The sequence below is a fragment of the Klebsiella sp. 18074 genome, from assembly GCF_902705905.1.
In the GTDB taxonomy this organism is placed as follows: Bacteria; Pseudomonadota; Gammaproteobacteria; order Enterobacterales; family Enterobacteriaceae; genus Klebsiella; species Klebsiella terrigena.
The window spans coordinates 18,451-31,418 of the sequence record NZ_CACSIS010000043.1 but is presented as its reverse complement, the minus strand read 5'-3'; the positions used below and the strand labels follow the sequence as shown (position 1 = coordinate 31,418).

Genomic DNA, 12,968 nt, shown 5'->3' with positions numbered 1-12,968 from the left:
CTGGCACCATCGAACTGCCGGAAGGCGTAGAGATGGTAATGCCGGGCGACAACATCAAAATGGTTGTTACCCTGATCCACCCGATCGCGATGGACGACGGTCTGCGTTTCGCAATCCGTGAAGGCGGTCGTACCGTTGGCGCAGGCGTTGTTGCTAAAGTTCTCAGCTAATCGCTGATAACATTTGACGCAATGCGCAATAAAAGGGCATCATTTGATGCCCTTTTTGCACGCTTTCGAACCAGAACCTGGCTCATCAGTGATTTTTTTTGTCATAATCATTGCTGAGACAGGCTCTGTAGAGGGCGTTAAATCCGAAACGCAGCAGAGCATTTCGGTTTGGTTGCCTCGCTCTCGCGGGGCAAAATTATTTGTCTGAATTCTTGTGACAGGTTGGTTTATGAGTGCGAATACCGAAGCTCAAGGGAGCGGGCGCGGCCTGGAAGCGATGAAGTGGACGATCGTTGCCGTGCTGCTGATTGTGGCCATCGTAGGCAACTTCCTTTATCGTGACATTATGCTGGCAGTGCGTGCGCTGGCCGTGGTGATTCTGATCGCTGCTGCCGGTGGCGTCGCGCTGTTAACCACAAAAGGTAAGGCGACCGTAGCTTTCGCCCGTGAAGCGAGAACCGAAGTCCGCAAGGTAATCTGGCCTACTCGCCAGGAAACGTTGCACACCACGCTGATTGTTGCCGCGGTAACTGCGGTAATGTCACTGATCCTGTGGGGACTGGATGGTATTCTGGTTCGCCTGGTATCCTTTATCACTGGCCTGAGGTTCTGAGATGTCTGAAGCTCCTAAAAAACGCTGGTACGTCGTTCAGGCGTTTTCCGGTTTTGAAGGTCGCGTAGCTACCTCGTTGCGTGAACATATCAAATTACACAATATGGAAGAGTTGTTTGGCGAAGTCATGGTTCCGACCGAAGAAGTGGTCGAAATCCGTGGTGGCCTGCGCCGCAAGAGCGAGCGCAAATTCTTCCCGGGTTACGTTCTGGTCCAGATGGTGATGAACGACGCAAGCTGGCACCTGGTGCGCAGCGTACCGCGCGTGATGGGCTTTATCGGCGGTACATCCGACCGTCCTGCGCCGATCAGCGACAAAGAAGTCGACGCGATCATGAACCGTCTTCAGCAGGTTGGCGATAAGCCGCGTCCTAAAACGCTGTTCGAGCCGGGCGAAATGGTCCGCGTCAGCGATGGTCCGTTTGCTGACTTCAACGGCGTTGTTGAAGAAGTTGACTACGAGAAGTCCCGCCTGAAGGTTTCTGTTTCGATCTTTGGCCGTGCGACTCCGGTCGAGCTGGACTTTGCTCAGGTAGAAAAAGCCTAAGCGACGATCAAAAAAGCAGCGATTTAATCGTTGCATGGGGCGCGAAATTGACATACAATTTCGCGCCTTTTGTTTTTATGGACCCTGTGTCCGTAAGACGATATTGATAACGGGGAGCCTTTCTAAAGGCGTTATACCCAAACGAGGAAATTTAAATGGCTAAGAAAGTACAAGCCTACGTCAAGCTGCAGGTTGCAGCTGGTATGGCAAACCCGAGCCCGCCGGTTGGTCCAGCACTGGGTCAGCAGGGTGTGAACATCATGGAATTCTGTAAAGCGTTTAACGCCAAAACAGAATCCCTGGAAAAAGGTCTGCCGACTCCGGTTGTTATTACCGTTTACGCTGACCGTTCCTTTACCTTTGTTACCAAGACCCCGCCGGCTGCCGTTCTGCTGAAGAAAGCTGCAGGCATCAAGTCTGGTTCCGGTAAGCCGAACAAAGATAAAGTAGGTAAAATTTCCCGCGCTCAGCTGCAGGAAATCGCGCAGACCAAAGCTGCCGACATGACTGGTTCTGACATTGAAGCGATGACTCGCTCCATTGAAGGTACTGCACGTTCCATGGGCCTGGTAGTAGAGGATTAAGAAATGGCTAAACTGACCAAGCGTATGCGCGTGATCCGTGACAAAGTTGATGTGACTAAACAGTACGACATCAACGAAGCTATTGCTCTGCTGAAAGAGCTGGCCACCGCTAAATTTACCGAAAGCGTAGACGTTGCTGTTAACCTCGGCATCGACGCTCGTAAATCTGACCAGAACGTCCGTGGCGCAACAGTACTGCCGCACGGTACTGGCCGTTCCGTTCGCGTAGCCGTATTTGCCCAGGGCCCGAACGCTGAAGCTGCTAAAGCTGCAGGCGCCGAGCTGGTAGGTATGGAAGATCTGGCAGACCAGATCAAAAAAGGCGAAATGAACTTCGACGTTGTTATTGCTTCCCCGGATGCAATGCGCGTTGTTGGCCAGCTGGGCCAGGTTCTGGGTCCGCGTGGCCTGATGCCAAACCCGAAAGTGGGTACCGTTACTCCGAACGTTGCTGAAGCTGTTAAGAACGCTAAAGCAGGCCAGGTTCGCTATCGTAACGACAAAAACGGCATCATCCACACCACCATCGGTAAAGTGGACTTTGACGCTGACAAACTGAAAGAAAACCTGGAATCCCTGCTGGTTGCGCTGAAAAAAGCAAAACCGACTCAGGCGAAAGGCGTTTTCATCAAGAAAGTTAGCCTCTCCACCACCATGGGTGCTGGCGTTGCCGTTGATCAAGCTGGTCTGAGCGCTTCTGCGAACTAAGATTAGCTTTACGTGGGCGGTGGATTTGTCTACAATTCTACCCCCACGATTCTGCTACGTGCAGAACGCTATCTGAGATAGTCAGGTTGTGGCAAGGCGGCAACTGAGTGAATCTCCGGGAGCATAGTGAACTATGTGACCGGTGTGAGCGAAGACAGCCAACGCCGGCACGGCGCTGAATAGCGAAGGGTAGAAAGAATTTGTTCGTTGGAGCCTGGCCTATCCAGGCCTCCGTCGAAGACCGCAGGTGTTTCGTCAGAAACTTAATGCCCTGCGTAGACGGTGACAGAACGCTAAGATTATTTTTGGATACTCTGGCTTGTTTCTGCTCACCGTATTTAAGACGCTCTATTCGTTGAGTAGAGTGAAGTGAGTTCCAGAGCATGAGCTCTGGCAAACATCCAGGAGCAAAGCTAATGGCTTTAAATCTTCAAGACAAACAAGCGATTGTTGCTGAAGTCAGCGAAGTAGCCAAAGGCGCGCTGTCTGCAGTAGTTGCGGATTCCCGTGGCGTTACTGTAGATAAAATGACTGAACTGCGTAAAGCAGGTCGTGAAGCTGGCGTTTACATGCGTGTTGTCCGCAACACCCTGCTGCGCCGCGTCGTTGAAGGTACTCAGTTCGAGTGCCTGAAAGACACGTTTGTTGGTCCGACCCTGATTGCATACTCTATGGAACACCCGGGCGCTGCCGCTCGTCTGTTCAAAGAGTTCGCGAAAGCGAATGCAAAATTCGAGGTTAAAGCCGCAGCCTTTGAAGGCGAGCTGATCCCGGCGTCGAATATCGACCGCCTGGCAACTCTGCCGACCTACGACGAAGCAATTGCACGCCTGATGGCAACCATGAAAGAAGCTTCGGCTGGCAAACTGGTTCGCACTCTGGCTGCTGTACGCGATGCAAAAGAAGCTGCTTAATCGCAGATTTCTTTATAAAGCACTCGCTTACGTATAAACTTATTCTGATATTCAGGAACAATTTAAATGTCTATCACTAAAGATCAAATCATTGAAGCAGTATCCGCTATGTCCGTAATGGACGTTGTTGAGCTGATCTCTGCAATGGAAGAAAAATTCGGTGTTTCCGCTGCTGCTGCTGTAGCTGTAGCTGCTGGCCCGGCTGAAGCTGCTGAAGAAAAAACTGAATTCGACGTAATTCTGAAAGCTGTTGGCGCTAACAAAGTTGCTGTAATCAAAGCAGTACGTAGCGCAACTGGCCTGGGTCTGAAAGAAGCTAAAGACCTGGTAGAATCTGCACCTGCTGCCCTGAAAGAAGGCATCAGCAAAGATGACGCAGAAGCACTGAAAAAATCTCTGGAAGAAGCTGGCGCTGAAGTTGAAGTCAAATAAGCCAACCTTTCCGGTTGCAGCCTGAGTAATCAGGCTGATGGCTGGTGACTATTTAGTCACCAGCCTTTTTGCGCTGTAAGGCGCCAGTAGCATTTCACACTGTTTGACTGCTGGTTGTCCTGACAATGCATGTTTCTATCGACGACTTAATATACTGCGACAGGGTGCTCGCTCTGTGTAAATCGCGACGAAATGGTTTAAGCGTGATAGCAACAAGTATTGCGGAAAGTGTTCCATTTTCCGGTCCACAAAATAGTGTTGCATAAAAAACTGCCTTTCTGAGGCAGACGGGTCGACTTGTCAGCGAGCTGAGGAACCCTATGGTTTACTCCTATACCGAGAAAAAACGTATTCGTAAGGATTTTGGTAAACGTCCACAAGTTCTGGACATACCTTATCTCCTTTCTATCCAGCTTGATTCGTTCCAGAAGTTTATCGAGCAAGATCCTGAAGGGCAATATGGTCTGGAAGCAGCCTTCCGTTCCGTGTTCCCGATTAAAAGCTACAGCGGTAATTCCGAGCTGCAATACGTCAGCTACCGTCTGGGCGAGCCTGTATTTGATGTTAAAGAGTGCCAGATCCGCGGCGTGACCTATTCGGCACCGCTGCGCGTAAAACTGCGTCTGGTGATCTACGAGCGTGAAGCGCCGGAAGGCACCGTTAAAGACATCAAAGAACAAGAAGTCTACATGGGCGAAATTCCGCTCATGACCGACAACGGTACCTTTGTTATCAACGGTACTGAGCGTGTTATCGTTTCTCAGCTGCACCGTAGCCCGGGCGTCTTCTTTGACAGTGACAAAGGTAAGACTCACTCTTCCGGTAAGGTCCTGTATAACGCACGTATCATCCCTTACCGCGGTTCCTGGCTGGACTTCGAATTCGATCCGAAAGACAACCTGTTTGTCCGTATCGACCGTCGTCGTAAGCTGCCGGCAACTATCATCCTGCGCGCGCTGAATTACACCACTGAGCAGATCCTTGACCTGTTCTTCGAAAAAGTGGTCTTTGAAATTCGCGACAACAAGCTGCAGATGGAGCTGATTCCGGAGCGTCTGCGTGGTGAAACCGCGTCCTTCGACATCGAAGCTAACGGTAAGATCTACGTCGAAAAAGCACGCCGTATTACCGCTCGCCATATCCGCCAGCTGGAAAAAGACGATATTAAGCTTATCGAAGTTCCGGTTGAATACATCGCGGGTAAAGTTGCTGCTAAAGACTATGTTGATACAGCGACCGGCGAACTGATCTGCCCGGCGAACATGGAGCTGAGCCTTGATCTGCTGGCCAAACTGAGCCAGTCCGGTCATAAGCGTATTGAAACTCTGTTCACCAACGATCTCGATCACGGTGCGTACATCTCTGAAACCGTACGCGTCGACCCGACCAACGATCGTCTGAGCGCGCTGGTAGAAATCTACCGCATGATGCGCCCGGGTGAGCCGCCGACTCGTGAAGCGGCTGAAAACCTGTTTGAGAACCTGTTCTTCTCCGAAGACCGCTACGATCTGTCCGCGGTTGGTCGTATGAAGTTCAACCGTTCTCTGCTGCGTGACGAAATCGAAGGTTCCGGTATCCTGAGCAAAGACGACATCATTCAGGTGATGAAGAAGCTCATCGGTATCCGTAACGGCATTGGCGAAGTCGATGATATCGACCACCTCGGCAACCGTCGTATCCGTTCCGTTGGCGAAATGGCGGAAAACCAGTTCCGTGTTGGCCTGGTTCGTGTAGAGCGTGCGGTTAAAGAGCGTCTGTCCCTGGGCGATCTGGATACCCTGATGCCTCAGGATATGATCAACGCCAAGCCGATTTCTGCAGCAGTGAAAGAGTTCTTTGGTTCCAGCCAGCTGTCTCAGTTTATGGACCAGAACAACCCGCTGTCCGAGATTACGCACAAACGTCGTATCTCTGCACTCGGCCCAGGCGGTCTGACCCGCGAGCGCGCAGGCTTTGAAGTTCGAGACGTACACCCGACCCACTACGGTCGCGTATGCCCAATCGAAACGCCTGAAGGCCCGAACATCGGTCTGATTAACTCCCTGTCCGTGTACGCACAGACTAACGAATACGGCTTCCTCGAGACTCCGTATCGTAAAGTGACCGATGGTGTTGTCACCGACGAAATTCATTACCTCTCTGCTATCGAAGAAGGTAACTACGTCATCGCTCAGGCGAACTCCAACCTGGATGACGAAGGCCACTTTGAAGAAGACCTGGTAACCTGCCGTAGTAAAGGCGAATCCAGCTTGTTCAGCCGCGACCAGGTTGACTACATGGACGTATCCACCCAGCAGGTGGTTTCCGTCGGTGCGTCCCTGATCCCGTTCCTGGAACACGATGACGCCAACCGTGCATTGATGGGTGCGAACATGCAACGTCAGGCGGTTCCGACTCTGCGCGCTGATAAGCCGCTGGTTGGTACCGGTATGGAACGTGCTGTTGCCGTTGACTCCGGTGTTACTGCGGTTGCTAAACGTGGCGGTACCGTTCAGTACGTGGATGCATCCCGTATCGTTATCAAAGTTAACGATGACGAGATGTACCCGGGCGAAGCCGGCATCGACATCTATAACCTGACCAAGTACACCCGTTCTAACCAGAACACCTGCATCAACCAGATGCCTTGCGTGTCGCTGGGTGAGCCAATTGAGCGCGGCGACGTGCTGGCAGACGGTCCGTCCACCGATCTCGGTGAACTGGCGCTCGGTCAGAACATGCGCGTAGCATTCATGCCGTGGAACGGCTACAACTTCGAAGACTCCATCCTCGTCTCCGAGCGCGTAGTTCAGGAAGATCGTTTCACCACGATTCATATCCAGGAACTGGCGTGCGTGTCTCGTGACACCAAGCTGGGGCCGGAAGAGATCACCGCTGATATCCCGAACGTGGGTGAAGCTGCGCTCTCCAAACTGGACGAATCCGGTATCGTTTACATCGGTGCAGAAGTGACCGGCGGTGACATTCTGGTTGGTAAGGTTACGCCGAAAGGTGAAACCCAGCTGACGCCAGAAGAGAAACTGCTGCGCGCGATCTTCGGTGAGAAAGCGTCTGATGTTAAAGACTCTTCTCTGCGCGTACCGAACGGCGTATCGGGTACCGTTATCGACGTCCAGGTCTTTACCCGCGACGGCGTTGAGAAAGACAAGCGTGCGCTGGAAATCGAAGAAATGCAGCTGAAGCAGGCGAAAAAAGACCTGTCTGAAGAACTGCAGATCTTCGAAGCTGGCCTGTTTGGTCGTATCTACGCGGTGCTGGTCTCCGGCGGTGTTGAAGCTGAGAAGCTCGACAAGCTGCCGCGCGATCGCTGGCTGGAACTGGGCCTGGCCGACGAAGAGAAACAAAATCAGCTGGAGCAGCTGGCTGAGCAGTACGACGAACTGAAACACGAGTTCGAGAAAAAACTCGAAGCGAAACGCCGTAAAATTACTCAGGGCGACGATCTGGCACCTGGCGTGCTGAAGATTGTTAAAGTGTATCTGGCCGTTAAACGTCAGATTCAGCCTGGTGATAAAATGGCAGGCCGTCACGGTAACAAGGGTGTTATCTCTAAGATCAACCCGATCGAAGATATGCCTTACGATGAAAACGGCACGCCGGTAGACATCGTACTGAACCCGCTGGGCGTACCGTCTCGTATGAACATCGGTCAGATTCTGGAAACCCACCTGGGTATGGCTGCGAAAGGCATCGGCGAGAAAATCAACGCCATGCTGAAACAGCAGCAGGAAGTCGCCAAACTGCGCGAATTCATCCAGAAAGCGTACGATCTGGGTACAGACGTTCGCCAGAAGGTTGATTTGAATACCTTCACCGATGATGAAGTTCTGCGTCTTGCTGAAAACCTGAAAAAAGGTATGCCGATCGCAACGCCGGTATTCGACGGTGCGAAAGAGTCTGAAATCAAGGAACTGTTACAGCTGGGTGGCCTGCCGACTTCCGGTCAGATTACCCTGTTCGACGGTCGTACCGGCGAGCAGTTCGAACGCCAGGTTACCGTCGGCTATATGTACATGCTGAAACTGAACCACCTGGTTGATGACAAGATGCATGCGCGTTCTACCGGTTCTTACAGCCTGGTTACTCAGCAGCCGCTGGGTGGTAAGGCTCAGTTCGGTGGTCAGCGCTTCGGTGAGATGGAAGTATGGGCGCTGGAAGCTTACGGCGCGGCATACACCCTGCAGGAAATGCTTACCGTCAAGTCTGATGATGTTAACGGTCGTACCAAGATGTATAAAAACATCGTGGACGGCAACCATCAGATGGAACCGGGCATGCCGGAATCCTTCAACGTACTGTTGAAAGAGATTCGCTCGCTGGGCATCAACATCGAACTGGAAGACGAGTAACTCTCGCTCAAACAGGTCACTGGTGCCGGGGTCATACCCGGCGCCAGATTGTGCTAACTCCGACGGGAGCAAATCCGTGAAAGATTTATTAAAGTTTCTAAAAGCGCAGACTAAAACCGAAGAGTTTGATGCGATCAAAATTGCTCTGGCCTCGCCAGACATGATCCGTTCATGGTCTTTCGGTGAAGTTAAAAAGCCGGAAACCATTAACTACCGTACGTTCAAACCAGAACGTGACGGCCTTTTCTGTGCGCGTATTTTCGGGCCAGTAAAAGATTACGAGTGCCTGTGCGGTAAGTACAAGCGCCTGAAACACCGTGGTGTGATCTGTGAGAAGTGCGGCGTTGAAGTGACCCAGACTAAAGTGCGTCGTGAGCGCATGGGCCACATCGAGCTGGCGTCTCCGACCGCCCACATTTGGTTCCTGAAGTCGCTGCCGTCCCGTATCGGCCTGCTGCTGGATATGCCGCTGCGTGATATCGAACGCGTTCTGTACTTCGAATCTTATGTGGTTATTGAAGGCGGGATGACGAACCTCGAACGCAACCAGATCCTGACAGAAGAGCAGTATCTGGACGCGCTGGAAGAGTTCGGCGACGAGTTCGACGCGAAGATGGGCGCCGAAGCTATTCAGGCCCTGCTGAAGAGCATGGATCTGGAGCAGGAATGCGAACAGCTGCGTGAAGAGCTGAACGAAACCAACTCCGAAACCAAGCGTAAAAAGCTGACCAAGCGTATCAAACTGCTGGAAGCTTTCGTTCAGTCTGGCAACAAGCCGGAGTGGATGATCCTGACCGTTCTGCCGGTTCTGCCGCCAGATCTGCGTCCGCTGGTTCCGCTGGATGGTGGTCGTTTCGCGACTTCTGACCTGAACGATTTGTATCGTCGCGTCATTAACCGTAACAACCGTCTGAAACGTCTGCTGGATCTGGCTGCGCCGGATATCATCGTGCGCAACGAAAAACGTATGCTGCAGGAAGCGGTTGACGCCCTGCTGGATAACGGTCGTCGCGGTCGTGCTATCACCGGTTCTAACAAACGTCCTCTGAAATCTTTGGCCGATATGATCAAAGGTAAGCAGGGTCGTTTCCGTCAGAACCTGCTGGGTAAACGCGTTGACTACTCCGGTCGTTCTGTTATCACCGTAGGTCCATACCTGCGTCTGCATCAGTGCGGTCTGCCGAAGAAAATGGCGCTGGAGCTGTTCAAACCGTTCATCTACGGCAAGCTGGAACTGCGTGGTCTTGCTACCACCATTAAAGCTGCGAAGAAAATGGTTGAGCGCGAAGAAGCCGTTGTTTGGGATATCCTGGACGAAGTTATCCGCGAACACCCGGTACTGCTGAACCGTGCACCAACCCTGCACCGTTTGGGTATCCAGGCATTTGAGCCGGTACTGATCGAAGGTAAAGCTATCCAGCTGCACCCGCTGGTCTGTGCGGCATATAACGCCGACTTCGATGGTGACCAGATGGCTGTTCACGTACCGCTGACGCTGGAAGCCCAGCTGGAAGCGCGTGCGCTGATGATGTCTACCAACAACATCCTGTCCCCGGCGAACGGCGAGCCTATCATCGTTCCGTCTCAGGACGTTGTACTGGGTCTGTACTACATGACCCGTGACTGTGTTAACGCCAAAGGCGAAGGCATGGTGCTGACTGGCCCGAAAGAAGCCGAGCGTATTTATCGCGCTGGCCTGGCCTCTCTGCATGCGCGCGTTAAAGTGCGTATCACCGAATACGAAAAAGACGAAAACGACCAGTTTGTAGCGAAAACCAGCCTGAAAGACACGACCGTTGGCCGTGCGATTCTGTGGATGATCGTGCCTAAAGGTCTGCCGTTCACTATCGTGAACCAGGCACTGGGTAAGAAAGCGATCTCTAAGATGCTGAACACCTGCTACCGTATTCTGGGCCTGAAACCGACCGTTATTTTTGCGGACCAGACGATGTACACCGGCTTTGCTTATGCAGCGCGTTCAGGTGCATCCGTTGGTATTGATGACATGGTCATCCCGGAGAAAAAACACGAGATCATCAGCGAAGCGGAAGCTGAAGTTGCTGAGATCCAGGAACAGTTCCAGTCCGGTCTGGTTACCGCGGGCGAACGCTACAACAAAGTTATCGATATCTGGGCTGCGGCGAACGATCGTGTATCCAAAGCGATGATGGATAACCTGCAAACCGAAACCGTTATTAACCGTGACGGCGTCGAAGAGCAGCAGGTTTCCTTCAACAGCATCTACATGATGGCCGACTCCGGTGCGCGTGGTTCTGCGGCACAGATTCGTCAGCTGGCTGGTATGCGTGGTCTGATGGCGAAGCCGGATGGCTCCATCATCGAAACGCCGATCACCGCGAACTTCCGTGAAGGTCTGAACGTACTCCAGTACTTCATCTCCACGCACGGTGCGCGTAAAGGTCTGGCGGATACCGCACTGAAAACAGCGAACTCCGGTTACCTGACTCGTCGTCTGGTTGACGTTGCACAGGACCTGGTTGTTACTGAAGACGACTGTGGCACCCTGGAAGGCATCACCATGACCCCGGTTATCGAGGGTGGTGATGTTAAAGAGCCGCTGCGCGATCGCGTACTGGGTCGTGTGACCGCTGAAGACGTTCTGAAGCCGGGTACTGCGGATATTCTGGTTCCACGCAACACGCTGCTGCACGAGCACTGGTGTGACCTGCTGGAAGAGAACTCCGTTGACTCCGTCAAAGTGCGTTCCGTCGTATCCTGTGACACCGACTTTGGTGTATGCGCGCACTGCTACGGTCGTGACCTGGCGCGTGGCCACATCATCAACAAAGGTGAGGCTATCGGCGTTATCGCGGCACAGTCCATCGGTGAGCCGGGTACACAGCTGACGATGCGTACGTTCCACATCGGTGGTGCGGCATCTCGTGCGGCTGCTGAATCCAGCATCCAGGTGAAAAACAAAGGTAGCATCCGCCTTAGCAACGCTAAATCGGTTGTCAACTCTGCCGGTAAGCTGGTAGTGACCTCGCGTAACACCGAACTGAAGCTGATCGACGAATTCGGTCGTACCAAAGAGAGCTATAAAGTTCCTTACGGTGCGGTGATGGGTAAAGGTGATGGTGAGCAGGTTGCTGGCGGCGAAACCGTAGCAAACTGGGATCCGCACACCATGCCGGTTATCACTGAAGTAAGTGGTTTCATCCGCTTTACTGACATGATTGACGGCCAGACCATTACTCGTCAGACCGACGAGCTGACCGGTCTGTCTTCGCTGGTGGTTCTGGATTCTGCAGAGCGTACGGCGGGTGGTAAAGACCTGCGTCCGGCCCTGAAAATCGTTGATGCTAACGGTAACGACGTTCTGATCCCTGGCACCGATATGCCTGCGCAGTACTTCCTGCCGGGTAAAGCGATCGTCCAGCTGGAAGATGGTATTCAGATCAGTGCGGGTGACGCACTGGCGCGTATTCCTCAGGAATCCAGCGGTACCAAGGATATCACCGGTGGTCTGCCGCGCGTTGCTGACCTGTTCGAAGCGCGTCGCCCGAAAGAGCCGGCAATTCTGGCAGAAATCAGCGGTATCATCTCCTTCGGTAAAGAAACCAAAGGTAAACGTCGTCTGGTCATCACTCCGTTAGACGGTAGCGATCCATACGAAGAGATGATTCCGAAATGGCGTCAGCTGAACGTGTTTGAAGGTGAACGTGTAGAACGTGGTGACGTGGTTTCCGACGGTCCGGAAGCGCCGCACGACATTCTGCGTCTTCGTGGCGTACACGCGGTAACGCGTTATATCACCAACGAAGTACAGGACGTTTACCGTCTGCAAGGCGTTAAGATTAACGATAAACACATTGAAGTTATCGTTCGTCAGATGCTGCGTAAAGCGACCATCGACAGTGCCGGTAGCTCCGACTTCCTGGAAGGCGAGCAGGCTGAATACTCCCGCGTCAAGATTGCTAACCGCGATCTGGAAGCGAATGGCAAAGTTGCGGCAACTTACTCCCGCGACCTGCTGGGTATCACCAAAGCGTCTCTGGCAACCGAATCGTTCATCTCTGCAGCATCGTTCCAGGAGACTACCCGTGTCCTGACCGAAGCAGCCGTTGCGGGCAAACGCGACGAACTGCGTGGCCTGAAAGAGAACGTTATCGTGGGTCGTCTGATCCCGGCTGGTACCGGCTATGCGTACCACCAGGATCGTATGCGCCGCAAGGCAGCTGGCGAACAGCCTGCTGCACCGCAGGTCACCGTTGAAGAAGCTTCTGCCAACCTGGCAGAGCTGCTGAACGCGGGTCTGGGCGGTTCAGACAACGATTAATCGTTGACGCTATGCTGAAAAAGCCAGTCAGGTCTCCTGACTGGCTTTTTTATTCCTGCGCAGCCGCAACGGCGCGTGATTTTATTTAATCTATATTTGATTACATTCCATTAATAGCTAAGCAGCAATTAAGCCTTATTCTATTAATATAAAACCCGCCAGCCGCTCCTGTTTTTTATTCCATAGTAAATATATGGGTAAAAATTCTACGCGTATCAAAAAATTAAAAATCAAAAAAGGTATAGTCAAAAAATCCGGATAATCAGGTGATTGCGCCTTTCCTTATTTTCAGTTCTCACCCGCTGAGGCGCCGCTTCGTCTATTTAAAACGCCATTGAGGAGGCCGCTAAT

Annotated in this window: 8 protein-coding genes and 1 pseudogene; all 9 read left to right on the top strand. The window is 52.6% G+C overall.

Translation table 11 applies throughout. The features are described 5' to 3' along the window. Nucleotides 1-170: pseudogene (gene tuf, locus GVK32_RS26650) on the top strand (elongation factor Tu); the annotation flags it as partial. Between the two features lie 229 nt (nt 171-399). Continuing rightward, the gene (gene secE / locus GVK32_RS26645) at nt 400-783 is read left to right on the top strand and encodes a preprotein translocase subunit SecE (protein ID WP_041143536.1); all 384 of its coding nucleotides are present in this window, start codon (nt 400-402) and stop codon (nt 781-783) included. Between the two features lies 1 nt (nt 784). Continuing rightward, the gene (nusG, locus tag GVK32_RS26640; protein ID WP_041143537.1) at nt 785-1,330 is read left to right on the top strand and encodes a transcription termination/antitermination protein NusG; all 546 of its coding nucleotides are present in this window, start codon (nt 785-787) and stop codon (nt 1,328-1,330) included. A gap of 155 nt (nt 1,331-1,485) precedes the next feature. Continuing rightward, nucleotides 1,486-1,914 carry a 50S ribosomal protein L11 gene (rplK, locus tag GVK32_RS26635; RefSeq protein WP_041143538.1) on the top strand — a complete coding sequence of 143 codons (429 nt, stop codon included), beginning with the start codon at nt 1,486-1,488 and terminating at the stop codon, nt 1,912-1,914. A gap of 3 nt (nt 1,915-1,917) precedes the next feature. Then, on the top strand, nt 1,918-2,622 hold the full coding sequence (gene rplA, locus GVK32_RS26630; protein WP_041143539.1) for a 50S ribosomal protein L1: 705 nt from the start codon (nt 1,918-1,920) through the stop codon (nt 2,620-2,622). A gap of 416 nt (nt 2,623-3,038) precedes the next feature. Beyond that, on the top strand, nt 3,039-3,536 hold the full coding sequence (gene rplJ / locus GVK32_RS26625) for a 50S ribosomal protein L10 (protein WP_123706646.1): 498 nt from the start codon (nt 3,039-3,041) through the stop codon (nt 3,534-3,536). Between the two features lie 66 nt (nt 3,537-3,602). After that, the gene (gene rplL / locus GVK32_RS26620) at nt 3,603-3,968 is read left to right on the top strand and encodes a 50S ribosomal protein L7/L12 (protein ID WP_159873714.1); all 366 of its coding nucleotides are present in this window, start codon (nt 3,603-3,605) and stop codon (nt 3,966-3,968) included. Between the two features lie 320 nt (nt 3,969-4,288). Then, nucleotides 4,289-8,317: a DNA-directed RNA polymerase subunit beta gene (rpoB, locus tag GVK32_RS26615; protein WP_123706645.1), complete on the top strand. Its 4,029-nt coding sequence runs from the start codon at nt 4,289-4,291 to the stop codon at nt 8,315-8,317. Nucleotides 8,318-8,393: 76 nt separating this feature from the next. Further along, nucleotides 8,394-12,617, top strand: coding sequence for a DNA-directed RNA polymerase subunit beta' (gene rpoC / locus GVK32_RS26610; protein ID WP_159873712.1), 4,224 nt, complete (start codon nt 8,394-8,396; stop codon nt 12,615-12,617). Nucleotides 12,618-12,968 lie beyond the last annotated feature (351 nt).